This is a genomic window from Viridibacillus arvi (assembly GCF_001274945.1).
Classification (GTDB): domain Bacteria; phylum Bacillota; class Bacilli; order Bacillales_A; family Planococcaceae; genus Viridibacillus; species Viridibacillus arvi.
The window spans coordinates 1,527,881-1,554,624 of sequence record NZ_LILB01000001.1 but is presented as its reverse complement, the minus strand read 5'-3'; the positions used below and the strand labels follow the sequence as shown (position 1 = coordinate 1,554,624).

Here is a 26,744-nt window from a genome sequence, read left to right as displayed (position 1 = left end):
TTATCAATTAGTTAAAAGTTAAAAAGGGCTAAAAACAGCCCTTTTCTAAAGGGGGCATACAATTGACGATTAGATGGGGCATTTTAAGTGCAGCGAATATTGCTAAAAACTTTGTTATGCCAGCAATAGAAGAAGCAGGTGGAGATATACTTGCAATCGCAAGCCGTAGTCAAGATTTAACAGGAATCCAAAAAACATTTCAGATTCCTTATACGCTAAATGATTACGAGCAACTCCTTGAGATGGACGAAATTGATGCAGTTTATATTGCATTACCAAATAGTTTGCATTTCGAATGGATTGTCAAAGCGATTGAGCATGGAAAGCATGTATTATGCGAAAAGCCAATTGTATTGTCGCTGGAAGAACTTCGAACAATTCAACAAAAAAGTATCGAGAAAAAAGTAAAAGTAATGGAAGCTTTTATGTATCGTTTTCATCCACAAATTCTAGAAACAAAAAAATTATTAGAAGAAGGCGCAATAGGCGAAGTATTAACTATTCGAAGTCAATTTCATTTTACATTAGAAAATTGGACAGATGATATTCGTGTAAATCCCAATCTTGGTGGCGGCGCATTGTATGATATCGGCTGTTATTGTATAAATGTTCAACAATTTTTACTTGGTAAAAAGATAGTTACATACCATGTACAGCAAGGGCGGAAGAGCAATGTGGATGTCCATTTAACAATTCAAGTGCAATATGAAGATGGCATTCTTGGACTAATCGATTGTAGTTTTTTAGGTGAGTTTTCACAATCAGTCGATCTTATTGGGACAGCGGGTAGTCTCAGATTACCCTTTGCATTTCGTACAGATTTAAATCAGGATTTTGGAGTTATTCAATTGGTTCAAAATGGGCAACTAAGCTCGCAACATATTGAGGGTAATGCCTATAAAAATCAAATTGAGCATTTCCATCAAAGTATTGAGCATAGGGAGTTTCAGCCCTATCCTTTCGATACCATGCTAGAACAAGTAGCGATTCTAGAAGAATTCCAAACAACATTAAAAAAGGAGGGCGTGATTGGATGACTAATGTAATTCAAGACTTACAAAAGTATGCAAATGAATTGGTGCAAAGTGGTTTGGTAGTTGGTGCTGGAGGCAATTTAAGTATGAGAGATGGGGAGTATATGTATATTTCTCCAAGTGGTTATGATTTAAAGGAAATTGCTGATGAAGAGTGGGTTAAAGTTCATATCGAGTCTGGTGAAATAGAAGGGGATTTACGCCCTTCATCAGAGGTTTTAATGCATCTAACATGCTTTAGAGAGAATCATGAAATCCAAGCAGTTCTCCATGCGCATCCAACTTACTCAGTAGGCGTATCCTCTGCAGGAAGAAACATTCCACCACTCTTTCCAGATTTCCCTGCTATGGTGAAGAAGGTTGGTTATATCGATTATATCATTCCAACTACTCATGAATTGGCAGAGAAAGTATCTGAACTTGTTATGGATCATGATGTGATGATTATGAGAAATCATGGCGTGTTAACTGTAGGGAAAACGATGAAGGAAGCGTATTTTTTCATGCAATTAACTGAGGAAACGGCCAAAGTATTTACTATTAGTACTATTTTTGGCGGTCCAAGAATTTTAACAGATGAAGAATGTTTAGCTTTAAGAAATCTTTCTTCAGAGAAATATCGTTCGAAATTACTTCGAGAGTAGAGGTGATTAATTGTGACAACTGTACTTGCATATGATTTAGGCGCTTCAAGCGGCAGGTTAATAGCTGAAAAATTTGATGGAAATACGATTTCTATTAAGGAGATTCATAGATTTAACAATAAGCCACAATTAGTTCAAAGTCATTATTATTGGGATTATCCTGCACTTATAAAGGAATTAAAGGCAGGTTTGCAAAAGGTTGATTTTCCAGCTTCCTCACTTGGAATTGATACATGGGGTGTCGATATAGGGTTACTAAATAAAGAGTACGCACTGTTATCGTTGCCCTTTTCATATAGAGATACACATTCTGAGCCACAGCTTCAGAAGTTGAAACAACTAATAGATCCTTTTGAGTTATTTAAAAGAACGGGAAATGAAATATCCTCTATTAATACCCTATTTCAACTTATGGCTATTTACGAAAAATTCCCTACCTATAGGGAGCTTTGTAAGTCTATCTTGATGATGCCTAATTTATTGATATACGGATTATCGAATGTTGCATTAAACGAGTACTCTATATCTTCAACTTCACAGTTAGTGAATCATGATAGCAAGCAATGGGATGAAGGACTTATGCAACTGATTTTTCAACAACAGCTACCTTTAGCATCTATTGAAATGCCGCATCAAATAATAGGAGATGTATTAGATTTCCCTTCAATTCAAATGGCTTTAGTACCCGGTCATGATACAGCTTGTGCATTATCAGCCTTGCCAATAAATCGACAAAATGCATTATTCATGAGTCTTGGTACTTGGTGTTTAGTCGGCAAAGAAATCGACAAACCGATAGTAAGTAGGGATGCCTTTGAAGCTGGCTTTACAAACGAGGGTACGAGTGAAGGGGTGATTCGTTTTCAAAAGAATGCAATGGGTTTTTGGATTTTGCAAAAGTTGCGTGAGGAATGGGTGGCTTCTGGAATGAATGTTACCTATGACATTGAGCGGCAAGGTTTTTTGGAAGCGGCAGCTTTTAAAACAATAATAGATCCAGAAGATCCTCTTTTCTTTAATCCTAAATCGATGACTTTAGCAATCGAAACATATTGTGCGAAAACGTCTCAAGTGTCGCCAAGTACAATTGGAGAATATGTACGTTGCTTTACTGAAAGTGTAGCAATTAGTTATGCAAAAGTGATTAAAAAAATAGAACAATTAGCATCACAATCTACTACGGAAATCTATATTGGCGGAGGTGGGGCTCAAAACAAGATGCTCTGTCAATTGATTGCCAATGCAACAGGAAAGGTTGTATTTGCTGGGCCCATTGAAGCGAGTTCAATTGGTAATGGTTTATCACAGTTACGTGCCTTAGGTGAATTAAATTCGATAGAAGAAGGAAGAGTTCTTGTTTCACGCTCATTTCATCCGGATGAATTTATACCACAGGACCAAGCACGCTGGCAGGAAATACTAGAACAATATAAAACTTTCATTTAGGAGGTAGTTGAAATGATGAATAACAGATATATTGGTGATTTACCTAAGATTGGTATTCGACCAGCAATTGATGGGCGAAGAAGAGGGGTAAGGGAATCACTTGAGGAAACAACAATGGGTATGGCTAAAGCTGTAGCAAAGTTTCTAAGTGAAAATTTATCTTACTATAATGGGAAACCAGTAGAATGCGTTATCGCTGATAGTTGTATTGGAGGCGTAGCAGAGGCAGCGAGAGCAGCAGAAAAGTTTAAAAAAGAAGGTGTCGGTATATCGATTACTGTCACGCCATGTTGGTGTTATGGCAGTGAAACAATGGATATGGATCCGCATCTTCCAAAAGCTGTATGGGGTTTTAATGGAACTGAAAGACCTGGAGCAGTGTATTTAGCTGCAGTACTAGCAGCATACAATCAAAAAGGGCTACCTGCGTATGGCATATACGGTGAAGACGTACAAGATGCAGGAGATTTAGAGATTCCTCAAGATGTACAACAAAAATTATTGAAATTTACAAAGGCAGCAATTGTAGTTGCAACATTAAAAGGAAAATCTTATTTAGCAATGGGTTCTGTGTCTATGGGTATTGCGGGAAGTATTGTAAAGGATGATTTCTTCCAAGAGTATTTAGGTATGCGCAATGAATACATTGATATGAGTGAGTTTGTAAGAAGACTGGATTTAAATATTTTTGACGAAGAAGAATATGATAGAGCTTATAAATGGGTTAAGGAAAAATTCATTTTCGGTCAAGATAATAATAAAGAAGAGTTTAAGCGCACAGATGAACAGCTAGCAAAGGATTTAGAAACGTCGATAAAAATGACATTAATCACAAAAGATTTAATGGTAGGTAATGACAAAATTGCTGCAAAAGGTTGGGAAGAAGAAGCTTTAGGTAGAAATGCATTAATAGCAGGTTTCCAAGGGCAACGTCAATGGACCGATTATTTCCCTAACGGTGATTTTATGGAAACGATATTAAACTCGTCATTTGATTGGAATGGTAAGCGAGCGCCTTATCTTCTTGCAACAGAAAATGATAGTTTGAACGGAGTTACGATGGCTTTGGGTCATTTATTGACGAATACGGCACAAGTATTTGCAGATGTTCGGACGTATTGGAGTCCTTCTGCAGTTAAACGTGTGACAGGTAAAGAGCCTGTTGGAAAAGCAGCTAATGGTTTTATACATCTGATTAACTCAGGTTCAGCGGCACTCGATGGAACTGGACATCAACAAATTGATGGCAAGCCGGCGATTAAACCTTTTTGGGAAGTAACAGATGAAGAAATCGAACAATGCTTACAAAACACAAAGTGGAGACCAGCTTCTACAGAATATTTCCGAGGTGGTGGTTACTCGACTGATTTTACAACAAAGGGTGAAATGCCTGTAACGATTGCACGATTAAATTATGTCAAAGGACTTGGACCGGTGTTGCAACTAGCGGAAGGTCATACTGTCGAACTCGAAGAAGATATGCATGATACGCTGGATCTTCGTACAGATCCTACTTGGCCAACGACTTGGTTTGTACCAAATATTACGGGTGAAGGTGTGTTCACAGATGTGTATTCAGTGATGAACAATTGGGGAGCAAACCATTGTGTTTTAACATACGGCCATGTAGGTGCCGAGTTTATCACATTAGCATCAATGCTGCGAATTCCAGTCAACATGCACAATGTAGCTAATGATAAATTGTTTAGACCGAGTGCTTGGAATATGTTTGGTACGCAAGAAAGTGAACAAGCAGATTTTAGAGCATGTCAAAATTTTGGACCTCTTTATAAATAAAGGAGGAGCTAAAGATGAACTATGTAATTGGCATAGATTTTGGTTCGGAATCTGGTAGAGCCGTCTTAGTGGATATTGAAAATGGAGCCATTATTAAAGTAGCTGAAATGTCTTACCCACATGGGGTTTTGACAAAATCATTAAATGGCAAACTCCTTAAAGCGAATATGGTGTTACAAAATCCGAATGACTATGTAGAAGTATTAACAACTACTGTTCGGAGTTTATTGGAAGAAACGAAAGTGGATCCTAACTATATTAAAGGAATGGGCGTCGCTTTTACGAGCTGTACTTGTTTACCAGTGGATCAGCAATTATCTCCATTATGTAGCAAGGAGTTGTATGCTGATCAACCACATGCTTATGCTAAGTTGTGGAAGAGTCATAGTGCGGAGAAAGAGGCACAGTTTATAACTGAGAAGTTGGCAGACCATCCGTATCTTGAAAAATATGGAGGCGTCATTTCTTCTGAGTGGTTAATGCCAAAGTTGTTGGAAATTTTAAATGATACGCCTTCACTTTTTGAGAAGATGGATTATTTTTTAGAAGCTGGAGATTGGATTGTTTCACTATTAACGGGGAACGTATCTAGAAGTACATGTTCTGCAGGTTATAAAGGACTTTGGCAAAAAAAAGATGGGCATTTAGATAAAGAGATACTTCAATCTATACATCCGAGCTTAGCAGACGTCTATACACTTCAACTAAGAGGAGAAGTTATCCCGGTAGGTAGCCCTGCAGGAACGTTAACACCTTATTTTGCTAATTTACTTGGTCTTTCAGAACATACAACTGTTGGCGCAAGTATTATAGATGCGCATGCGGCAGTCCCTGGTGCTGGCATCTATAAACCTGGAATACTCCAAATAGTAATGGGGACATCAAGTTGCCATCTACTATTAAGTGAACAAGAGATTTCTATACCAGGTATCTCAGGAGTTGTGGAAGATGGTATTCTTCCTGGTTTATATGCATATGAGGCAGGGCAAGTAGCAGTTGGTGATATTTTTGCGAGTTTTATAAAACACCAAGTACCAGCATATTATACTCAGGAATCGAAAGAGCGAAATCTAACTCTTTTTCAACTGTTAAACGCAAAGGCTGAAGCCCTCGAGGCAGGCGCAACAGGGATGGTAGCACTTGATTGGCATAATGGAAATCGTACTCCGTATGTTAATTCAAATTTTTCGGGTGTATTCGTGGGTGAAACATTACAAACAGAAGCTCATGAGAAATACCGTACCTTACTTGAAGCAACAGCTTTTGGTACAAAAGTGATTGTCGATTTATTTGAAGAAAAAAATATAGATATTCATCAAATAGTCGTAACTGGTGGGATTCCAAAAAAGAATCCATTTCTTATGCAAATATATGCAGATGTCTTACAAAAGGAAATCTTAGTTGTTGATCATCACCAAATACCTGCTCTAGGAGCGGCCATTTTAGGTGCAGCAGCAGCCCGTGACAAAGCTGATGAAAAATATGCTCTAAATAGTGCAATTCAAAAGATAGGTTTTAAAGATTATATACAATATTCACCGAATAAAAAAAATGAAGAGATCTACAACAAACTATATGGCATATATAGAAACCTTAGCCATTATTTTAGCAGCAATGGGGATCTTTTAACTTTACACAAATTAAAGACTGGGAGGGAAATGAATAATGGTGCAAAATTTATGGAATCAATTAAATAGACCTGCTGTCAATAAGGTTGAGGAATTAACATACCGCTCCAATTTATTAGGAAGCGATCGACGAGTATGTAACTGGGGTGGAGGAAATACTTCCTTTAAAACAACGGCAAAAGATTTTAAAGGCGAGGAAGTAGAAGTCATGTGGGTAAAAGGGAGTGGGTCTGACCTAGCGACTATGGGTGACCATAACTTCACAGCTTTAAAACTTTCGGATATGCAACAACTAATAGAACGTGATGCAATGACAGATGAAGAAATGGTCGCGTACTTAGAGCATTGTATGCTGTCTAAAAAGCAGCCAAGACCTTCTATTGAAACACTCTTACATGCCTTTTTACCATATAAGCACATTGACCATACACATCCAGATGCAATCATTAGCATATGCTGTGCTCCGAATGGTAAAGAGATAGCCAAAAAAATATTTGGAGATAGCTTTGTTTGGGTTCCTTATTTAAGACCAGGATTTTTGTTGTCTAAAATAATTGCTGAAGGCGTGCAAAACAACCCAAATGCCGAACTTGTTTTAATGGAAAAGCATGGTTTAGTTGTATGGGGAAATACCGCGGAAGAAAGCTATACAAGAACAATTGATGTGATTAATAAAGCAGAAGCTTATATCGATTCAATTGCTGCCACACAGGAGCCATTTGGAGGGCAGCTTATATTGCCTATAGAAGCGGAAACTAGACAGCGATTATTAAGCAAGGTTTTACCTGGTGTACGTGGAGTAGCTTCAAAATATGAAAAAGTGATTACAAGCATCGATCAATCTGAAGAGGTCCTTACTTTTATTAATAGTCGGAAAATTGAAACTTTATCTAGTGTAGGAGCAGCTTGCCCAGACCATTTAGTACATACGAAGCGTGTACCGTTATTTATTGAATGGAATGGTAATGAAGATACTTTAGAGAAGGTAATTCAAGAAAAAATTACGGCTTATCAATCTGAATATGAGGCATATTTTAACCGCTTTGCAAATGATGATGATAAAATGTTTAATCCTTCTCCAAGAGTTATTTTGATTCGTGGGCTTGGGATGATTACAACAGGGAAAGATATACAAGCTGCCGAGTTAAGCCAGGCTCTGTATCATCGTGCCATTTCAGTGATGAAAGGGGCAGATGCTATTGGTGGATTTACTTCGCTATCAGATGAAGAGTCATTTGCAGTTGAGTATTGGCCATTAGAACTTTATAAACTGAGTTTAGCACCATCGGAAGCCGAGTTTTCAAGACATGTGGCCTTAATTACAGGAGGAGCAGGGGGTATTGGTAGTGCTACATGCCGATTACTTGCCTCTCAAGGCGCACATATCGTAATTGCTGATTTAAATAAAGAAGGCGCTGAGAAAGTGGCCGCCGAATTGAATCAGAAATACGGGGAAGGACGTGCGTTTTCGGTAGTGATGGATGTTACGGACGAAGCGCAAATCAAAGAAGCTTTCGAACAAACTGTTTTGAAGTATGGAGGCGTAGACATTCTTGTGAATAATGCTGGATTAGCAACTTCTAGTCCATTAGAGGAAACAACTTTACAAGAATGGAACCTTAATATGAATGTACTAGGAACGGGATATTTCTTAGTCTCCCGAGAGGCGTTTACAATAATGAAAAAACAGTTACTAGGGGGCAGTATGATTTTTATTGGCTCTAAAAACTCAGTCTATGCTGGAAAAAACGTTTCAGCGTATAGTTCAGTAAAAGCGTTAGAAGTGCATTTAGCTCGCTGTATAGCGGCAGAGGGTGGGGACTTTGGTATTCGTGCTAATTCAGTATTACCAGATGCTGTTCTGCAAGGATCTGCAATTTGGGGATCGAAGTGGCGTGAGGAACGTGCAGCGGCGTACAACATTCATCCAGATGAGCTAGAAAATCATTATAAAGATCGCACAGTATTAAAAGAAAATATATATCCAATCGATATTGCTGAAGCAATTGCCTTTTTCGCATCGAAGAAAGCGGCAAAAACAACAGGATGTATGGTTACTGTTGATGGGGGAGTAGCTGCAGCATTCACTAGATAATAAAATAAAAGCTAGTTCATTCATAAAAAGAATGTGCTAGCTTTTAAATTTTTTTAATATGCTTTACAAGCAATCGTGAGGCGATTTGTGATTTAATTATAGACATCATACAAGATATGTAGGTGAAGTTATGCATTATATTTGGACTGCATTACAACTCTTAATAGTTGGTTTAATTATCTATTTTGTCAGTGGTCGTTTGATCGGTACGAAATTGAATTTTATGAAGCGGATTTTATCAGCAGTATTTAGTTTAACTTTTACAACGTTTGTTTATTGGTATTCGTATTTACGTCATACCGAGTATAAAAATGAAGACATGATGCAGGCAGTAACAAATGTCAGTACACTGGTGTGGATTGGCAGCATGTTATTAATCGCAATGTTATTTTATTTAATCTTAGAACTTTTTGACCCTATTCAACTAGGAGCGAAGGGTGAAAGATTAACAGGGCAAAAAAATATCGTCACAAGATTTCGTAGCAAATTTCATAGACAAAAGAGGCTCGTTGAAGTATTTCAAATAGCTTTTAAACATGGTATTGGTAAGGCGCTTAAGTATAAGCGTACGTACGAAAATGATCGTTATTTAGCTATAGCACTGCGTAATATGCTAGAAGAATGCGGTGGTATTTTTATTAAATTCGGTCAGGTGTTATCAGCACGCAAAGATATTTTTCCTGCTGTATTTATAGAAGAGTTATCTACGTTACAGCAAAACGTTAAACCAATGACAGCTGAACAAGTAGAAAAGAGGCTGGAACAAGATTTAACAAAGCCGATGTCTGAAGTATTTCGGAGTTTTAATATGCAGCCTATTGCTTCAGGTTCCATAGGGCAAGTACATAAGGCTGTCTTGAGAGAGAATGGCAAAGAGGTTGTCGTAAAATTATTAAGACCTAATATTACTTCGGTTATGCAAAAAGACTTAGATATTTTATTGCACTTTTCAAATTGGCTAGTTGAAGAGTCAACTTGGGCTGAGAATTTGGGTTTTCATCAGCTGGCGACTGGCTTTGCTAATAGCTTACTTGAAGAGATTAATTTCGAAATGGAAGTTCGCAATATGGAACAAGTTTCGAATGCACTCTCTAAAAGCAAAAACAAAGTTAAAATTCCACATGTTTATAAAGAATATAGCAACGAGTATTTACTCGTCTTGGAGTACATACATGGTGTAAGTATATATAACTATGAACAAAATTTTGAAGAAACAAATGATAAAATGCATGAATTACTTAGTTCAATTTACGATAGCTTTTTAGAGCAGCTGCTTGTAGCAGGAGTATTTCATGCAGATCCTCATCCAGGAAATATATTTGTCATGAATAATAGTAAGGCAGCGTTTTTAGATTTTGGAGCGGTCGGTAGACTAGGACCGATGCAACAAAAGGGATTAAGGACGCTATTTATTGGTATAGAGCGGAATGATCCAGAAATTGTGTTAGAAGGTTTGAAGAATTTACTTGTTGATAAGAACGAAATGGATGAAGAGGGATTATTACATGCATTAAGCCAGCTACTCATTCAATTACAATATTTAGATAAAGTATCAACTGAGGAACTTGTACAAACGCTATTTACCATTATTCAGCATTATGAGTTGAAGCTTTATCCAATGGTAGGTGTAGCATTACGAGCGTTAATCACTTTAGAAGGTACACTTAATGGTGTAGATCCTACTTTTGATTTATTCTCAGAAGCAAAGCGTTTTACAGCAAAGAATAAAAGATCCTTTGTGACGCTTTCAAGTCCTACAGAGATAAAAAGCCATTTACAACAAGAGCTGATTATGATGTTGCCAATGCTCAAACAGATGCCTAAAAAAATTGACCATATTACAACAAGATTAGAAAAAGGTGAAATGAAGGTCAAGTTAGATATGTTCTCTGGTAAGGAGAACACTTTGTTTATCTCGCAATGGTTTTCACTTTTTATCTTATTAATGGTCGGCATTACGTTTGGGATTATTTCAGTTGCTCTTTTAGCCATTTCACAATTTATAAATACTGCGTATGCAGTTTATTTAAATACAGTGTCTTTTTTAGGTTTATTTTTAAGTGCAGTGTTACTTGTTAGATTGTCTGTTCAAGCAATTAGAAATTCAAAGCGCGCATCATAAGAATTAAGTTATCCACCTTCAATTTGAAGATGGATATTAAATTAAAAAAATTTGAAACCTTTTAGTAGTTCAACCGTAGATTAATTAGGCATACTTCATAGTAGAAAGGTGGGGTGAAGTTGCAGCAATCTAAAAAGGTTAGCTTGTTATTTTTGATGCTCATGTCATTCATGCTACTTTTACCACTAGCTTCTGTTTTCGCCAAAACAGAAGTGTATCATGTGCCAGTGGAAAAAGAAGTTGAGAAAGGCTTATATGCTTTCTTACAAAGAGCTTTTAAAGAAGCTGAAGAAAGTGGTGCCAAGGCAATTGTTTTAGATATTCATACGCCAGGTGGTTTTGTCAATGCAGCGGGCGATATTGCAAAGCTCATGGATGAAACACCAGTTAGAACAATTGCATTTATAAATAAAGATGCCCATTCAGCAGGCGCATTTATAGCATTGCATGCCGATGAAATTTATATGGTGCCTAATGGTACAATAGGGGCTGCAGCAGTTATTGATTCTGATGGTAATATGGCCGGTCAAAAAGCCAACAGTGCGTGGCTAGCGCAAATGCAAGCAGCGGCAGAAACCTCAAATCGCAATCCTAAATATGCACTAGCAATGGCGGATTTATCCTATTCCTTACCGGAATTTAGAGCGGCAGAAGGGAATTTACTAACACTAACTGCTAATGAAGCGTTAAAAGTTGGATATTCTGAAGGGACTGTTTCATCGTTTCAAGAACTTCTTGAGAAGACAGATTTAGATGGTGCGGAAATTGTGAATGTAAATGAATCCTTTGCAGAGCAAATCGCACGGTTTATTACTAATCCCATTATTGTCCCTATACTTTTATCAATCGCTAGTTTAGGATTAGTAATAGAGTTATATTCACCTGGCTTTGGTGTAGCGGGAACTATGAGTATAATAGCCATCATTCTATTTTTCTTTGGTCATCTAGTTGCTGGATTTGCAGGATATGAATCCATCATATTAGTGATTGTGGGGATTATACTAGTAGTGGCTGAGTTTTTCTTGCCTGGTGGTATTAGTGGTATTATTGGATTTGGCGCAATTGTTTTAAGTCTATTATTAGCTGGTGCTAATGTGACCTACATGGCTTATTCAATTCTTACGGCTCTGTTAGTAGCAGTAATAGGAATGGTGATTATAATGAAATTTTTCGGTAAAAAAATGACTTTGCTCAACAAAATGGTGTTAAAAGACGCTACAGATACAGAGAGTGGTTATGTATCAAATAAGAATCGTCTAGAGCTTCTTGGAAAAGAGGCTATAACTTCAACACCTCTAAGACCTGCTGGCGCGATTATGCTAGATGGTGAAAGAATCGATGTCGTCTCTGAAGGCGGTTACATTGATGCAAGAAAAACGGTTATAATTATTAAAGTTGAAGGGCCTCGTATCGTTGTAAGAGAGGTACTCTAAACTAAAGGAGGATGTTTTAAATGGCATTAACAGGTAGTGCAATTACAGCTATTATTGCTATTGTAGTCGTATTTATAGCATTAGCAGTTCTATTTACATTTGTCCCTGTGGCATTGTGGATTTCTGCATTAGCAGCTGGGGTTAGAGTTAGTATTTTCACATTAATTGGTATGCGTTTACGTCGAGTTATTCCATCACGTATCGTCAATCCATTAATTAAAGCACATAAAGCAGGATTACCAGTAACGATTAATCAATTAGAAAGTCATTATCTTGCAGGTGGTAACGTAGACCGTGTTGTCAATGCGTTAATCGCAGCTCATCGTGCGAATATCGAGTTAACTTTTGAACGCTGTGCAGCAATCGATCTTGCGGGTCGTGACGTGTTAGAAGCTGTTCAAATGTCGGTTAATCCGAAAGTAATTGAAACACCATTTATCGCGGGTGTAGCAATGAATGGTATTGAAGTTAAAGCGAAAGCGCGTATTACAGTTCGTGCTAATATTGAACGTCTAGTTGGTGGTGCCGGTGAAGAAACAATCGTTGCCCGTGTAGGTGAAGGTATTGTTAGTACAATCGGTAGCTCTAAAAATCATTCAACAGTATTAGAAAATCCAGATTCAATTTCTCAAACAGTATTATCAAAAGGGTTAGACTCTGGTACGGCGTTTGAAATTCTATCGATTGATATTGCGGACGTTGATGTCGGCAAAAATATTGGTGCAGAACTTCAAATTGAGCAAGCGCAAGCTGACAAAAATATTGCACAAGCAAAAGCTGAAGAACGTCGTGCAATGGCTGTAGCCAACGAACAAGAAATGGTTGCAAAAGTGCAAGAAATGAAAGCGAAAGTAGTAGAAGCAGAAGCTGAAGTTCCTTTAGCTATGGCAGAAGCACTTCGTACCGGTAATATTGGTATTATGGATTATATGAACTACAAAAACGTGCAGGCTGATACTAGCATGCGTGATTCAATTAGTAAAATTAATCAAGACTCACATGATAACACCAATGACAATCAATAAGTAATCGTCAACCTTTAGGAGGGAGGCACTTCCATTGGAAGCAATCATCCTGGTCATAGTATCCGCTATCATAAGTGCTTTTTTAAAGGGCAAAAAGTCAGAGGATAAGCAAGCACCAAATAAGGCGCCTGTTCAAAAACCGCAAAATTCAGAACACCGTAAACCAATGTCACAAAGAACAGGTCAAACGCGTAGTTTAGAAGATTACGCGAAAGAAGTTTTCCGTGATCTTGAAAGCAAATTTGGTGAACAACCGAAAGCAGAAGTTGAAAAAGCGAAAGAAATTATCGAAAAAAAAGTTGCACCTATTCTGGAACAAAGCAGTCTGTCAGAGGGAACACGTAGTTTTGAAAGCTCAAGATCGACCCGTCCTGCCATGTCTCGCGGAGCAGAAATTCAGAAAAAAGTGAAACAAACTGATAATAAAACGTTTAATTTTCCACAAACAAAAAATCAATTAGCTCAATCAATTATAATGGCTGAAATATTAGGGCCACCAAAATCGAAACGCTAATTCATGACCCCCGCTCTCTTTGCATATGCTATAGAGAAGGGGGTTTTTGTATGTCGAAACGGCTATTTCAGCTATTGCCTCTTATCGAAATTGAAAACTTCCAAACGATCCAGTTAAGAGGGAAAATTACAATTCAAAAGATTTCTGAAAGACAAGTGGAATTTTTGCACGAAGAGTTTATCATTCAAATCGAAGCGAAAGAGCTGCAAATCCAAGTGCTAAAGGACGAGCTGGTAGCTTTGAAATTGAATCAATTAGAAAAAATGACAATAGAAAAATGGCAGGAGAGTTAACTTGCAAAGGCATGGATGGAATAATCGTAAACTGGAGTTAGAAGTGGCGCTAAATGATCGCCTACCTGGATTTTTAAGGGCATTAGCAAAGGCGAACATTCCTCTTAAGAAAGTGAAAACGACAAAAAATTATGTAACATTCCAAACAACTCGTAAACATTTACCGATGATTCGTAAACTCAGACGTAAACATCATATGAGAATTACAATAGACTGGCTAGACGAGGAAGTTATTTTACGTAATGAGTGGATTGTGCATATAGGTTTATTATTGCTATTTCTCGTCCCACTATGCGCTTCACAATTTATTTGGTCTGTCGATATCGATGCATCCACTCCAGAGCAGGAGGAAGAGCTGCAAAAGAGTTTATATATATTGCAAATATCACCGCCATTTTTAAAGCGTAAGTTACCTGATGAAACAGTGATTAGACAGCAAATTTTACAAGATCAGCGAGAATTATCTTGGGTGCATATTAATCAGCAAGGAAGTCATCTCACCTTTTCACCAATCCCTTCGCCTAAGCTAGATACTGAAATTGAAAAAAAAGAACAACCGAGCCACTTAATAGCTAAAAAGAGTGGTGTTATAACGCATTTTAATTTAACGAAAGGTGAACGCGTTGTAGAGGAAAATAAGGCCGTTTATACGGGTGATTTGCTCGTCACCGGTATATTGAAACAAGGTGAGAAAGAAATCGTCTACGGGGCTGAAGGAGAGGTATTTGCGGACTACTGGATTGAGGCGTCGTTTTCGCTACCAAAAAAGGTTGAATATGAGGTACCAGGAGAACGACATTATGAGTTGAAGTGGAAAAAGGATAAGAAAAAAAAGGACGGTGACTGGCAAACAGTAAAACTACCTAAATGGTTAGCCAAGTATGTTGACTTATCTGTCACACAGCAAGGTATAACAAGAGAGCTTATTTTAGATGAGCAATCGGTTGAAAAGGTACTGTTACCACTACTCCATCAAAAATATGTCAATGAATTGCCACCTAAAACAGTTATGAAGAGGGAAAAACTTTTGCAGGTTGCTATTGATAATGATACAGTAAAAGGGAAAGTATTGTTTTTGGTAAATGAAAACATTGCAGTTAAACAAGCGATTTATCAAGGAGATTGAGCATGCTAGAACAACAACCAACCCAATTAAACGTGCAAGATCCTAACGAAGCGGTAATGCTTTTAGGTATATCAGATGTAAATATGAAATTGATTGAAACGGCTTTTAATGTGCAAATCATTACGCGTGGCGAAACAATTCATATTGTCGGTAATGAAAGCCAAAAAGACGATGCAACGAAATTATTAGAACAATTATTAAAAGTTATTCGTAAGGGAATCAATATCAATCAACGCGATGTTGCTACAGCCGTTGAAATGGCTAAAAACGGTACAATTGAGTATTTTGCAGAACTCTATGATGAAGTAATAGCCCGAAATACAAAAGGTAAAATGATTCGGGCCAAAACGATAGGTCAACGCGAATATATTCAAGCTATTAGACACCGCGATTTAACTTTTTGTATTGGGCCTGCAGGAACTGGGAAAACGTATTTAGCTGTAGTAATGGCAACACAAGCACTAAAAAACGGCAATGTGAAACGAATTATTTTAACACGTCCTGCAGTAGAAGCTGGAGAAAGTTTAGGTTTCTTACCAGGAGATTTAAAGGAAAAGGTCGACCCGTATTTACGGCCTTTATATGATGCACTGCATGATATTTTGGGCGCTGAACAAACGACACGACTAATTGATCGAGGCACGATTGAAATTGCGCCACTTGCCTATATGCGTGGACGTACGTTAGATGATGCCTTTGTTATATTAGACGAGGCTCAAAATACAACTAAAGCACAAATGAAGATGTTTTTAACACGTCTTGGTTTTGGTTCGAAAATGGTTATTACAGGCGATAAAACTCAAATTGACTTACCGAAAGGTGCAATATCAGGGTTAACAAATGCTGAACAAACTTTACAAAATGTGAAGGATATCCATTTTCAAATTCTTGAACAAGCGGATGTAGTTCGTCATCCACTTGTAGCAAAAATCATACAAGCTTATGAAGAAGAGCAATAGTGTATTAGATGACGCAATACTCATTATATGGGTGTTGCGTTTTATTTTTATATAAATGTTTTCGTGTCGATTTTGTGTTGATTTTATTAATTATTTATATACTTAATATTATTTATATCGAAATCCGTTATATTTATTGTGAAAAAAATGTCAATTGTTGATATGATAGTCTATAGATAGGAGGTGTCTGTATGGATGCTTTTTTAAAAAAGCTAATACAGTACTTTCGTTTTCCGGTATTACTTGCCGTCATATTAACTGTCACGGGCATTTTGCAATTTTCACTGATGCTTGGGAATGTGAGGGGCGAACATTTCGACTTAAAACTATTTCAATTATCGCCGGATACGATACGTTCGATGAAGACAGTAGAGGACACAGTAAAAACTGAGGAAGATAGAGAGCAAGCTGCTAGCAGTGTAAAGCCTGTCTTTCATTATTCTGAAGAGATTGCTAAAAATCGTGCATCAATGATTAAGTCCATTTTTGACTATGTTTTAGAAGTGAAAACGTCTATTGAAGAAGGAAAAACTAAAAAAGAAAAAGAAGCTGTTATGCAAGATCGTGTAGCAGAACTACGAGAAAAATTAAACGCATTAAAAACAGATGGTCAAGGACTTAGATTTACTGATCAAGAATTGACAGCATTACTAGAACAAGATAATGACTCTTTACGACTAACGCGTGATGAGTTAACGGAACTTGTGAAAAAGCAGTTGTCTGAACCTATTCGAACTGATCATGTAGCAGAGGTCAAGGCGAAAATTGATAAAGAAATTCGAGAAAAACCTGAATTTCCAGAAGATATTCGTGCAACACTTATATCAATTGGACGTTTCTCTATTACAGAAACGGAAACTGAAAATCCAGATTTAACAAAAGAACAAATTGAACAAGCTAAGGCTAATGTGGATCCAACACGCATTTTACAAGGGCAAATTATTGTACAAGAAGGACAAGTAATCGATCGTGATGTGTACCGAGAATTAGAATTAACAGGGATGCTTGCTGATCATACTTCCACTAAACCTATAATGGGCTTATTCTTACTCATCACTTTACAAATGGCATTCTTCTATGCAATTTTCAGTAATTGGAAAGCGGATAAAATGATCAAAGTCCGTGATTTAATCATTACAGTAATAATATATTTACTTTCCATTATCGTGATGGAATTACTGAGTCTCATTAAAAATGAGTTTGAAGTGATGATAGGGTTTCTTTACCCTGTTGCGATGGCACCAATGCTTATTAGATTACTAGTTAATGAGCGTATCGCAATTATTATAACAATTATGACTGGGGTAGCAGCAGGTGTTATTTTCCAAGAGGGTTACGCTACTGTCATTCAAATGGAAGTATCTTTATATATTATCTTTGGTGGATTAAGTAGCTTGTTTTTCAGTAAAGGAATTGAAAAACGTTCACGTATTTTACAAACAAGTATGGGTATTGCCTTAGTAAATGCGACTTTCATAGGGTTTTATTTACTATTAACACAATCTACATATGGTATGACGGAACTAGCGTATTATTTAGTCGCTTCCATCGTTTCAGCATTATTGTCAGGTGCACTTACATTAGGGTTATTACCGTTTATCGAATCGGCTTTTGGAATTCTTTCATCCTTTAGATTAATAGAATTATCAAGTCCAAATCATCCTTTATTAAAGAAGATTTTAGTAGAAACACCTGGTACTTATCATCACAGTGTAATGGTAGCAAACCTAGCTGATGCTGCCTGTGAAGCTATTGGAGCGGATGGCTTGCTTGCAAGAGTAGGTTGCTATTATCATGATATTGGAAAGACAAAACGGCCGGGATTCTTTGTTGAAAATCAAATGGGAGCGATCAATCCTCATGATAGCTTGCCAGCAGAAACGAGTAGAGATATTATTATCGCGCATGCTGAAGATGGGGCTAAGATGCTAGAAGCTCATAAAATGCCCAAAGAAATTATAGACATTGCAAGACAACATCATGGGACAAGTCTTTTGAAATTCTTTTATTATAAAGAGAAGGAAAAAAATCCAGCCGTAATTGAATCTAATTATCGTTACCCTGGACCGAAGCCACAAACGAAAGAAGTTGCTATAATAAGTGTAGCGGACAGTGTAGAGGCTGCTGTTCGTTCAATGAAAGAACCAACTGCTGAGAAAATTCAAAAGCTGGTTCATGCCATTGCACAAGACAAATTACAGGATGGACAATTTGATGAATGCGATCTTTCCGTCCGGGAATTAAAAAAGATTGAAGCAGTTTTTTGTGAAACGCTAAATGGTATCTTCCATTCACGTATCGAATATCCGAAGCCAAAATAAGCCTAGGAGGCAACTATATGAGTTTAAACATTGATTTTTTAGATGAAACATCAAAAGTAAAGGATTCTGATATCGAGCTAGTAGAAAAATTACTACAACACGCTGCGACAGTTGAAAATATTGAAGATGGAACAGAATTATCTGTGACGTTTGTAACGAATGAAGCGATTCATGAAATTAACCGTCAATATCGCCAAAAAGATGCACCAACAGATGTCATTTCCTTTGCCCTAGAAGAAATGGGAGAAGGCGAAGTGAAGATTATTGCTGAAGGTATGCCACGTATTTTAGGCGATATTATAATTTCAATCGATCGTACAAAAGAACAAGCAGATGAATACGGACATTCATTTGAACGAGAATTAGGCTTTTTAGCTGTACATGGTTTTTTACATTTACTAGGTTATGACCATATGGTGCCTGAAGATGAAAAAGTAATGTTTGGCAAACAAGATAAAATTCTTGAATCTTACGGTCTAAGCCGTGATGCTAATGAACGTCAGTAAATTTTTGAAATCATTTCAATATGCGTTTCAAGGGATAGTGTATGCATTTAGAGAACAGAACTTCCGTTTCCATTTGTTAGCGGCAATTATAGCTATAATTGCTGGTTTGCTCACTGGATTGTCGCAAACGGAGTGGCTAGTAATTATTATTGTCATTGCTATAATGCTAACCCTTGAAATGATTAATACGGCAATTGAGAGAGTAGTGGATCTCACTACATCAGAGATCCACCCACTTGCTAAACAGTCAAAAGATCTGGCTGCAGGTGCCGTACTTGTATTTGCTTGTGCAAGTGCTATAATCGGAATACTCATCTTTTTGCCTAAGTGGATGAATTAATTTACATGAGGTGATTCTAATGGACAAACATCAATTAATGGAAGAGTCAAAAATAGGACGCGAAAATGCCCATGTCCCTTATTCAAAATTTAAAGTCGGTGCATCTCTATTAACAAAAGACGGTAAAGTTTACCGTGGATGCAATATTGAAAATGCAAGTTACAGTATGACGAACTGTGCAGAACGTACTGCCATTTTCAAGGCTGTTTCAGAAGGCGAAAAAGAATTTACTGCGCTAGCTGTTGTTGCGGATACAGATGGCCCATGTGCACCATGTGGAGCATGTCGCCAAGTAATTGCTGAATTTTGCGCACCAGATATGCCAGTTTACTTAACAAATTTAAAAGGCGATGTTCAAGAGACAACAGTTCGTGAACTTTTACCAGGTGCCTTTACACCGGAGGATTTAAGGAATGCAGGAAAATAATCAATTCAAATCAGGCTTTATTTCAATTATTGGTAGACCAAACGTAGGGAAATCAACGTTTCTAAATCGTGTTATCGGTCAGAAAATCGCCATTATGAGTGATAAACCACAAACAACACGAAACAAAGTACAAGGTGTTTTAACACAAGATGCTAGCCAAATGGTTTTCATCGATACACCAGGAATTCATAAACCAAAACATAAATTGGGAGAATTCATGTTAAAAGTGTCTAAAAACACTTTACGAGAAGTTGATGTCATTATGTTCATGGTCAACGCAACTCAAAAGTTAGGCAAGGGAGATCAGTTCATTTTAGAAATGCTTGAAGGCAATGAGACACCTGTCTTCTTAGTAATCAATAAAATTGATCAAGTGCACCCTGATAACTTATTGCACACAATCGAAGATTATAAAGCTGAATATGATTTTGCTGAGATTATTCCAATTTCTGCTCTTGATGGTAATAATGTTGATCGTTTACTTGAAACAATCGAAAATTATTTACCTGAAGGACCTCAATATTACCCAGCTGACCAAGTAACAGACCACCCTGAGCGCTTCATTATTTCTGAATTAGTACGTGAAAAAGTGTTGCACTTAACACGTGAAGAGATTCCACATTCAATCGCAGTACAAGTGGATAAGATTGCAAAAGATGAAGACAAAGATATGATTCGTGTAATGGCTACAATTATTGTAGAACGTGATTCACAAAAAGGGATTGTCATAGGTAAACGAGGTGCCCTATTGAAAGAAGTTGGAATCCGCGCACGTAAAGACATTGAGATGCTTTTAGGCAGTAAAGTGTACTTAGAACTTTGGGTTAAAGTACAAAAAGACTGGCGTAACAAATCTTCTCAATTACGTGACTTTGGTTTCAGAGAAGACGAATATTAAGTTAGGGATGTGAAGACAATTGCTGAATAAATGGGAAGGCATTGTCTTAAAAACACAACCATATGGCGAGACCAATAAAATTGTCACGTTTATGACGCGAGAAGCTGGAAAGGTTACGGCAATGGCTCGCGGTGCGAAAAAACCATCTAGTCGTTTAGCCTCGGTAACGCAACCATTCACATATGGTTCCTTTTTAATTCAACAAGGACGTGGTATGGGCACTGTGCAACAAGGTGAACCTCTAGAATCGATGCGTCATATTCGTGAAGATATTGTAGCGACCGCTTATGCAAGTTATGCAGTTGAACTTGTCGATCGTTTAATTGAATCGGAAAAAGTGGAGCCTTATGCTTTTGAAGTGTTAGTGCAAGCATTACGTGCCATTGAAGAAGGTTACGACCCTGAAGCTATTGCATTGTTTGTGGAATGGAAAATGCTACCTTTTACAGGTGTGCAGCCAATATTGCATGAATGTGCAAGTTGTAGTGCAGTTGATGGAGAATTCGCTTTTTCATTTACGCAAGGTGGCTTCCTATGTCATCGATGCTTCCACCAAGATCCGTATATCATACGCCTAACTCCAACCCAGTTAAAACTTATACGAATGTTTTATAGTGTACCTATTGAAAAAATAGGGAAACTGACACTGAAAAAAGAAACAAAAAAGTTTATAAAGAAAATTAGTACAACGATTTATGAAGAACAAACAGGCATGCGCTTAAAGTCAAAATCATTTATTGAGCAACTTGAAAGAGCACCTCAATTATTCGGAGCTAATTTCGAATCTAAAAAAGAAGCATCCGAAGAAACAGAAAACCCACAAGCTGACGAAAATTAGTCAGTTTGTGGGTTTTTGCTTTACTTGAATAATAATAATTTTATTCCCTGTTTTATTACGAGATGAAAATATTCATACTAGTAATATGATAACTAAGCTAAAGTCTTACTTTGAAAAGAAAAATCGACTCAATCGAGAGGCTTATTAGTAAGAAGGTTTTTCTTCTGTAGAAGTAATTATATTAGAAGGTGTTTTGAAGCCTATTATTATAGCAGAAAGTAATGGTTGCCCGACTTGTTTTAAAGAAGTGATATTATTATTTATACCCCAATGATAGATAATACCCATAATTCCTTGAATTAAAGTAGTATATACTTCGTCTAGAGAATAACCATTTTTAATTTCATTATTGGAGAATGCTTTTTCAATATATGTTCTTATTATTTTAAATAACGGTCGATTTGCATTAATGAAGAAAGTATGTTCATTTGATTCAATCGCTGAACTGTATATAACTCTCATTAATTCTTTCCCCATGTCTTTATCTAAAAAGTCTAATACCTCAAGAGAAAAATACTCAATTTTTGTTAATTCTGAAAGATCATTTGGAATATTTTTTGATATTTCAGTATAATATTCATCCGCTTTTGAAAATTGATATAAAAAAATAGAAGCTTTAGATGGGAAATGTTGATAAAAAGAACCTTTTGAAGTTTCGCTTGCTAGAATAATTTCATCAACAGTTACTTTATTGTACCCTCTTTTTTTAAATAATTCTAATGCTTTTGTTAAAATTTTTTCTCTTGTTATTACTCCTCTAAGTTGTTTATTCTCTCTTTTATTCATATTTTCTCTCCTATTCGCGATTGACTATAAAAATTCTATGTATTAATATTAGACCACAGTCTAGTATTTTATTCCAATAAATTGAACTAGATGTAAGTATTACTATAAAAGGAGGGTAAATGATGGGGATAATAGTTTCATTAGAGGAGATACGTCATGTTTTGAAGAGTGATATGAGAATTCTTGTAGGTGGATTTGGTATTTCTGGAACACCATTAAGTGTATTAGATCAAGTATTGCATACCGACATTGAGAACTTAGAAATAGTTAGTAATAATCTTGGGGATAATGGCATGGGACTTCATAAGGTTTTTATGGAAGGAAAAATTAAAAAAGCGATTGGCTCCTTCTTTACCATAAATAAAGAAGCTGTGGTGGCTTGGTCTAAAGGGGAACTAGAAATAGAACTTTTGCCGCAGGGAACCTTAGCAGAGGCAATTCGTTGTGGTGGTGCAGGTATTGGTGGTTTTTATACAAAAACTGCAGTTGGTACAGCACTAACAAAAGATAAAGAAATCCGTGAAATTGATGGACAACGTTATGTATTTGAAAAAGGCATTAGAGGGGACGTAGCTCTTATAAAAGCAGCTAAAGCCGATAAACTTGGAAATTTGGTATATCATACAACTGCACGTAATTTTAATCCAGTGATGGCAACTGCAGCCGATTTTGTCATTGCAGAGGTAGATGAAATTGTAGATGTTGGTGAGTTAGACCCTGAGCATATCGTTACACCACATATCTATGTTGATTATATTGTTCAAAGTACTTACATAAAAGAAGGGAGTGAGTACGTTGAAGTTAAATAAACGAGAAATTATTGCAAAACGTATAGCTCAAGAGCTTGAAGAAGGTGATGTAGTAAACCTCGGAGTAGGTATTCCGACTTTAGTCTCATCATTTTTAGAAGGAAAGAAAGTATATCTACAATCAGAAAATGGGCTTATTGGAATGGGCCCCCCGCCTGAAGAGAATTCCGTAGATATTGATCTAATAGATGCCGGTAAGACACCAGTATCTATTACGAAAGGCGCCTCATTTTTTGATAGTGCAGATTCATTTGGAATGATTAGAGGTGGGCATTTAAATGTCGCAATATTAGGAATATTACAAATAGATAAAAGTGGTGAAATTGCTAACTGGGCAGTTCCAAACCAACCAATCTTGGGTGTTGGAGGAGCTATGGATTTGGTTGCAGGTGCTAAGAAGGTAATAGTTGCATCAACTTTATTTGCAAAAGACGGCTCTTCAAAATTAGTAGATCAACTTACTTATGAATCTAGCGGTGAAAGAAAGGTAGATTTGTTTGTTTCAGAGTATGCAACATTTATGTTTACTTCGGAAGGTGTAAAAGTTGTTGATTTATACGGAGACTTAACTATTGAGGCGTTAATTGAAAAGGTTGGATTACCATTATTATATGAAGTCGAGATAGCTAAATAGGAGGTGTTTGCATGTGGAGTTTAATCACTATTATTGTTTCACTGATATTATTAATTATTTTAGCACTTCGAGGCTTTAGCATCATTATTATAGCTCCAGTGGTAAGTCTGTTTGTGATGGTCTGCAATCAAATGCCTATTTTGGAAACCTACCAAACTGAATATATGGGTGGTTTTGTTAATTATGTGAAGAACTATTACCTTATTTTCTTGTTCGCCGCTATGTTTGGCAAGTTAATGGATGATAGTGGAGCAGCACGAAAAATTGCTGAGGCTTTACTTCGTATTTTAGGTAAAAATAGCAAAATGAAAGTTTTGGTTTCAATTATGCTAATCTGTGCTTTTTTAACATACGGTGGAATTAGCTTATTTGTTGTCATTTTTGCTGTATTACCAATCGCTAAACCTTTGTTTAAAGAACTTGAGATTCCTTGGCATCTATTTATACCAGCATTCTTTACTGGAATTGGCACTTTTACAATGACAATGTTGCCAGGAACACCGTCTATTCAAAATATCATTCCTACAAAATATTTAGGTACTACAGTTACATCTGGGGCCGCTATAGGTTTAGTAGCAACTGTATTTGTTATTGCCATTAACCTATGGTACATGAAATTTGTTTTGAAAAGATCTGAGAAACGACAAGAAACATATTTGAATATGAAAAACCCTGATCATAGTGAAGAACAAATTGTAGATATATATGTCGATAAAAAATTACCAAGTATTATTCTAAGTGTTTTACCTCCAATTCTTCTGTTGTTCTTATTAAATATTATAAAGCTTGAAATTGTATATACATTAATGATCGCTGTAGTAACTTCTGTTGTTCTATTTTGGAAATTCATCGAAGTGAAACGAGATACTCTAAATCTGGGGGCAACATCAGCTGTACTACCGATTATTAACACGAGTGCAGATGTCGGTTATGGTGCAGTTATAGCTGCGACAACAGGCTTTGCCTTTTTCACAGATGTCATGACTAATATTCCGGGTAGTCCATTGATTTCATTATTTATAGCTACTACAGCATTAGCAGGTATAACAGGTTCATCTTCAGGTGGTTTAGCGATTGCAATGGAAGCGCTATCAAAGGTTTATCTGGATATGGGCGTTAACCCTGATGCAATACACCGAATTGCAGCGATAGCGTCTGGTGGTTTAGATTCATTACCACATAATGGTGCAGTTATTACAATTTTAATTGTTTCTAAATTAACCCATAAAGATGCATATAAGCATGTATTTGCAACTTCGGTCATTGCGCCACTTTTGGCAAGTATACCTGCTTTGTTAGTAGCAATCTTATTCTATTAAAAAGGAGTGTGTTTCATATGATTAAAACAGTAGGGATAATAGGTGCAGGAACGATGGGATTTGGTATTGCTTTTCAATTTGCTATCAATGGTACGAAAGTTATTTTAAATGATTTGTCTGAAGAGATATTGCAAGTTACTATAAATAAATTTGACAAGTATTTGGATATTTTTCGCAGACAAGGTTTCGACATTGCATTGACAAATGAAGAAGTATATAAAAATGTTCAACTAACTACTAGCTTAATGGATTTAAAAGATTGTCAATTGATCATCGAAACGGCTAGTGAGAATTTGGAAGTAAAACAAGCTATTTTTAAAGAACTAGATAATATTTGCTCAGAAAACACAATATTAGCATCTAATACATCAAGTCTACGATTATCAGATATTGTCGTGCATGTTGAAAAACATAGAAGCAAAGTGTTGTTAACACATTTCTTCAATCCTGCTCATATAGTGCCACTTGTAGAGATGTTAAAAAATAATGAAACAGAAGAAAAAGTATATACAGATGTGAAAACATTTTTAGAAAGTCAAAATAAAGTGACGATTGAAGTTAAACGAGAAGTTGCAGGTTTAGTGGCAAACCGTATTCAAGTCGCATTAGCAAGAGAAGCTTTAGCATTATTAGAAGATGGAGTAGTTAGTAAAGAGGATTTAGAGACAGCCTTATTTGCTGGTCCAGGTTTCCGTTTTTCATCAAGTGGGTTATTAAAAATTATCGATTTTGGTGGACTAGATATTTGGAATATAGTGTTAGATCAATTACAACCGAAAGTCGAATCTTCTGTAAGAGATTTTTGTGTCATTAAAGATCGTGTACAAGCTGGGAATATTGGTGTGAAGTCAGGAAAGGGTTTCTTTGAGTATCCTGGAAAAGGTTTCGATAGCTATGTAGTAGAGCGCGATGAATCTTTAGTACGCCATTTATTAAATACAAACCCTCGTTTGGGTATTAAATCATTGGAGGTAAAATAATGAGAAATATTATTATTACTGGAGCGGCAGGTGGACTTGGACAAGCGATGGTGAAAAAATTTGTTGACCAAGGAGATTTTGTATTTGCAGCAGATCTCCATTTAGATAGAGTACTAGAATTACAAAATCAATACAGTGATCAAGTGAAAGCGATAGTACTTGATGTGACAAATGAAGATTCAGTTCATGAAGCTTTAAAGCAAGTCGCTACTAGAGGGAATATAGATGTTCTGGTAAATAATGCAGGATTACAATATCGTGAAAAAATTGAAGACTTCCCAACAGAACAGTGGAATTTATTAATTAACGTCATGCTTACTGGGTCTTTTCTTATGACTAAGCATGCTATGCCTTATATGAAAGAGCAACAGTATGGGCGTATTGTGAATATTTCCTCTGTACATGGAGAAATGGCTACACCTGAAAAAGTAGCTTATGTTGCAGCAAAACATGGTGTGATTGGTCTGACAAGAGTAACTGCATTAGAAGGTGCTGAATTTGGTATTACAGCCAATGCTGTTTTACCTGGACCAGTAAAAACACCATTACTAGTAAAACAAATACAAGATTTAGAAGGAAAAGGGATGACTGAAGCTGAAGCATTAGCTGAAATTATCTATCCAAAACAAGCGATGAAACGTTTTATTAGCGCAGATGAAATTGCCAATGGTGTTTACTTCTTATCATCTGATGCAGCTTCAGGTATTACAGGGGAAAACTTAAATATTTCTGGTGGTATGTAAATTTAAATCATATGGGGAGTGATGAAA

General features: G+C 36.6%; 25 protein-coding genes. 24 read left to right on the top strand and 1 reads right to left on the bottom strand.

The window, feature by feature from the left end:
• Positions 1-62: 62 nt before the first annotated feature.
• The 19 genes from AMD00_RS07415 to recO all read left to right on the top strand — a co-directional run bounded on the left by AMD00_RS07415 (position 63) and on the right by recO (position 21,446).
• Positions 63-1,037 (top strand): Gfo/Idh/MocA family protein, encoded by a 975-nt coding sequence (locus AMD00_RS07415; RefSeq protein ID WP_053416397.1) that lies wholly within the window; start codon positions 63-65, stop codon positions 1,035-1,037.
• Positions 1,034-1,678, top strand: coding sequence for a class II aldolase/adducin family protein (locus AMD00_RS07410; protein WP_053416396.1), 645 nt, complete (start codon positions 1,034-1,036; stop codon positions 1,676-1,678). Before AMD00_RS07415 ends, AMD00_RS07410 begins: the two co-directional genes overlap by 4 nt.
• 12 nt (positions 1,679-1,690) lie before the next feature.
• Positions 1,691-3,124: a rhamnulokinase gene (locus AMD00_RS07405; protein WP_053416395.1), complete on the top strand. Its 1,434-nt coding sequence runs from the start codon at positions 1,691-1,693 to the stop codon at positions 3,122-3,124.
• A gap of 12 nt (positions 3,125-3,136) precedes the next feature.
• Complete coding sequence (locus AMD00_RS07400) at positions 3,137-4,921, top strand: L-fucose isomerase (RefSeq protein ID WP_053416394.1); 1,785 nt, start codon at positions 3,137-3,139, stop codon at positions 4,919-4,921.
• A 14-nt stretch (positions 4,922-4,935) separates the two neighbouring features.
• Complete coding sequence (locus AMD00_RS07395; protein WP_053416393.1) at positions 4,936-6,618, top strand: ribulokinase; 1,683 nt, start codon at positions 4,936-4,938, stop codon at positions 6,616-6,618.
• The gene (locus tag AMD00_RS07390) at positions 6,587-8,644 is read left to right on the top strand and encodes a bifunctional rhamnulose-1-phosphate aldolase/short-chain dehydrogenase (protein WP_053416392.1); all 2,058 of its coding nucleotides are present in this window, start codon (positions 6,587-6,589) and stop codon (positions 8,642-8,644) included. The genes AMD00_RS07395 and AMD00_RS07390 overlap by 32 nt, the downstream gene beginning before the upstream one ends.
• 130 nt (positions 8,645-8,774) lie before the next feature.
• Positions 8,775-10,766: an ABC1 kinase family protein gene (locus tag AMD00_RS07385; protein ID WP_053416391.1), complete on the top strand. Its 1,992-nt coding sequence runs from the start codon at positions 8,775-8,777 to the stop codon at positions 10,764-10,766.
• A 119-nt stretch (positions 10,767-10,885) separates the two neighbouring features.
• The gene (locus tag AMD00_RS07380) at positions 10,886-12,199 is read left to right on the top strand and encodes an NfeD family protein (protein WP_053416390.1); all 1,314 of its coding nucleotides are present in this window, start codon (positions 10,886-10,888) and stop codon (positions 12,197-12,199) included.
• 20 nt (positions 12,200-12,219) lie between these two features.
• Entirely contained in the window at positions 12,220-13,224 is a 1,005-nt protein-coding gene (gene floA, locus AMD00_RS07375; protein ID WP_053416389.1) for a flotillin-like protein FloA, read from the top strand.
• Positions 13,225-13,258: 34 nt separating this feature from the next.
• Entirely contained in the window at positions 13,259-13,738 is a 480-nt protein-coding gene (locus AMD00_RS07370) for a hypothetical protein (RefSeq protein ID WP_053416388.1), read from the top strand.
• Positions 13,739-13,788: 50 nt separating this feature from the next.
• Positions 13,789-14,031 (top strand): hypothetical protein, encoded by a 243-nt coding sequence (locus AMD00_RS07365; RefSeq protein WP_053416387.1) that lies wholly within the window; start codon positions 13,789-13,791, stop codon positions 14,029-14,031.
• Position 14,032: 1 nt separating this feature from the next.
• Complete coding sequence (locus AMD00_RS07360) at positions 14,033-15,157, top strand: sporulation protein YqfD (RefSeq protein ID WP_053416386.1); 1,125 nt, start codon at positions 14,033-14,035, stop codon at positions 15,155-15,157.
• Between the two features lie 2 nt (positions 15,158-15,159).
• Positions 15,160-16,116 (top strand): PhoH family protein, encoded by a 957-nt coding sequence (locus AMD00_RS07355; RefSeq protein WP_038187073.1) that lies wholly within the window; start codon positions 15,160-15,162, stop codon positions 16,114-16,116.
• A gap of 191 nt (positions 16,117-16,307) precedes the next feature.
• Positions 16,308-18,437: an HD family phosphohydrolase gene (locus tag AMD00_RS07350; protein ID WP_053416385.1), complete on the top strand. Its 2,130-nt coding sequence runs from the start codon at positions 16,308-16,310 to the stop codon at positions 18,435-18,437.
• A 17-nt stretch (positions 18,438-18,454) separates the two neighbouring features.
• On the top strand, positions 18,455-18,943 hold the full coding sequence (gene ybeY / locus AMD00_RS07345; RefSeq protein ID WP_053416384.1) for an rRNA maturation RNase YbeY: 489 nt from the start codon (positions 18,455-18,457) through the stop codon (positions 18,941-18,943).
• Entirely contained in the window at positions 18,930-19,283 is a 354-nt protein-coding gene (locus AMD00_RS07340; protein WP_053416383.1) for a diacylglycerol kinase family protein, read from the top strand. The genes ybeY and AMD00_RS07340 overlap by 14 nt, the downstream gene beginning before the upstream one ends.
• A 19-nt stretch (positions 19,284-19,302) precedes the next feature.
• Entirely contained in the window at positions 19,303-19,710 is a 408-nt protein-coding gene (locus tag AMD00_RS07335) for a cytidine deaminase (protein WP_053416382.1), read from the top strand.
• Positions 19,697-20,608, top strand: a complete 912-nt coding sequence (gene era, locus AMD00_RS07330; protein WP_053416381.1) for a GTPase Era — start codon at positions 19,697-19,699, stop codon at positions 20,606-20,608. Before AMD00_RS07335 ends, era begins: the two co-directional genes overlap by 14 nt.
• Before the next feature lie 19 nt (positions 20,609-20,627).
• Positions 20,628-21,446: a DNA repair protein RecO gene (recO, locus tag AMD00_RS07325; protein ID WP_053416380.1), complete on the top strand. Its 819-nt coding sequence runs from the start codon at positions 20,628-20,630 to the stop codon at positions 21,444-21,446.
• A 144-nt stretch (positions 21,447-21,590) separates the two neighbouring features.
• Here recO and AMD00_RS07320 read toward each other — a convergent pair whose 3' ends face one another.
• Positions 21,591-22,232 (bottom strand): TetR/AcrR family transcriptional regulator, encoded by a 642-nt coding sequence (locus AMD00_RS07320; RefSeq protein WP_053416379.1) that lies wholly within the window; start codon positions 22,230-22,232, stop codon positions 21,591-21,593.
• 122 nt (positions 22,233-22,354) lie between these two features.
• Here AMD00_RS07320 and AMD00_RS07315 point away from each other — a divergent pair, with 122 nt between their 5' ends.
• From AMD00_RS07315 to AMD00_RS07295, 5 genes are read left to right on the top strand one after another with little or no spacing between them, the layout of a single operon-like run.
• Positions 22,355-23,041 (top strand): CoA transferase subunit A, encoded by a 687-nt coding sequence (locus AMD00_RS07315; protein WP_053416378.1) that lies wholly within the window; start codon positions 22,355-22,357, stop codon positions 23,039-23,041.
• Positions 23,028-23,675 carry a CoA-transferase gene (locus AMD00_RS07310; protein WP_053416377.1) on the top strand — a complete coding sequence of 216 codons (648 nt, stop codon included), beginning with the start codon at positions 23,028-23,030 and terminating at the stop codon, positions 23,673-23,675. Before AMD00_RS07315 ends, AMD00_RS07310 begins: the two co-directional genes overlap by 14 nt.
• Positions 23,676-23,686: 11 nt before the next feature.
• Positions 23,687-24,994 (top strand): GntP family permease, encoded by a 1,308-nt coding sequence (locus tag AMD00_RS07305; protein ID WP_053416376.1) that lies wholly within the window; start codon positions 23,687-23,689, stop codon positions 24,992-24,994.
• A gap of 17 nt (positions 24,995-25,011) precedes the next feature.
• Positions 25,012-25,974: a 3-hydroxyacyl-CoA dehydrogenase family protein gene (locus AMD00_RS07300; RefSeq protein WP_053416375.1), complete on the top strand. Its 963-nt coding sequence runs from the start codon at positions 25,012-25,014 to the stop codon at positions 25,972-25,974.
• A complete protein-coding gene (locus AMD00_RS07295) occupies positions 25,974-26,717 on the top strand; it encodes a 3-hydroxybutyrate dehydrogenase (protein ID WP_245639456.1) in 744 nt (247 codons plus the stop codon). The genes AMD00_RS07300 and AMD00_RS07295 overlap by 1 nt, the downstream gene beginning before the upstream one ends.
• Positions 26,718-26,744: the final 27 nt, after the last annotated feature.

What these genes read in the sequence shown, in the direction of transcription:
- AMD00_RS07410 (WP_053416396.1), top strand. Translation starts at nt 1,034, where the DNA reads ATGACTAATGTAATTCAAGACTTACAAAAGTATGCAAATGAATTGGTG.
- AMD00_RS07400 (WP_053416394.1), top strand. Translation starts at nt 3,137, where the DNA reads ATGATGAATAACAGATATATTGGTGATTTACCTAAGATTGGTATTCGA.
- AMD00_RS07395 (WP_053416393.1), top strand. Translation starts at nt 4,936, where the DNA reads ATGAACTATGTAATTGGCATAGATTTTGGTTCGGAATCTGGTAGAGCC.
- AMD00_RS07390 (WP_053416392.1), top strand. Translation starts at nt 6,587, where the DNA reads ATGGTGCAAAATTTATGGAATCAATTAAATAGACCTGCTGTCAATAAG.
- AMD00_RS07385 (WP_053416391.1), top strand. Translation starts at nt 8,775, where the DNA reads ATGCATTATATTTGGACTGCATTACAACTCTTAATAGTTGGTTTAATT.
- floA (WP_053416389.1), top strand. Translation starts at nt 12,220, where the DNA reads ATGGCATTAACAGGTAGTGCAATTACAGCTATTATTGCTATTGTAGTC.
- AMD00_RS07365 (WP_053416387.1), top strand. Translation starts at nt 13,789, where the DNA reads ATGTCGAAACGGCTATTTCAGCTATTGCCTCTTATCGAAATTGAAAAC.
- AMD00_RS07355 (WP_038187073.1), top strand. Translation starts at nt 15,160, where the DNA reads ATGCTAGAACAACAACCAACCCAATTAAACGTGCAAGATCCTAACGAA.
- AMD00_RS07350 (WP_053416385.1), top strand. Translation starts at nt 16,308, where the DNA reads ATGGATGCTTTTTTAAAAAAGCTAATACAGTACTTTCGTTTTCCGGTA.
- ybeY (WP_053416384.1), top strand. Translation starts at nt 18,455, where the DNA reads ATGAGTTTAAACATTGATTTTTTAGATGAAACATCAAAAGTAAAGGAT.
- AMD00_RS07340 (WP_053416383.1), top strand. Translation starts at nt 18,930, where the DNA reads ATGAACGTCAGTAAATTTTTGAAATCATTTCAATATGCGTTTCAAGGG.
- AMD00_RS07335 (WP_053416382.1), top strand. Translation starts at nt 19,303, where the DNA reads ATGGACAAACATCAATTAATGGAAGAGTCAAAAATAGGACGCGAAAAT.
- era (WP_053416381.1), top strand. Translation starts at nt 19,697, where the DNA reads ATGCAGGAAAATAATCAATTCAAATCAGGCTTTATTTCAATTATTGGT.
- AMD00_RS07320 (WP_053416379.1), bottom strand. Translation starts at nt 22,232, where the DNA reads ATGAATAAAAGAGAGAATAAACAACTTAGAGGAGTAATAACAAGAGAA.
- AMD00_RS07315 (WP_053416378.1), top strand. Translation starts at nt 22,355, where the DNA reads ATGGGGATAATAGTTTCATTAGAGGAGATACGTCATGTTTTGAAGAGT.
- AMD00_RS07305 (WP_053416376.1), top strand. Translation starts at nt 23,687, where the DNA reads ATGTGGAGTTTAATCACTATTATTGTTTCACTGATATTATTAATTATT.
- AMD00_RS07300 (WP_053416375.1), top strand. Translation starts at nt 25,012, where the DNA reads ATGATTAAAACAGTAGGGATAATAGGTGCAGGAACGATGGGATTTGGT.
- AMD00_RS07295 (WP_245639456.1), top strand. Translation starts at nt 25,974, where the DNA reads ATGAGAAATATTATTATTACTGGAGCGGCAGGTGGACTTGGACAAGCG.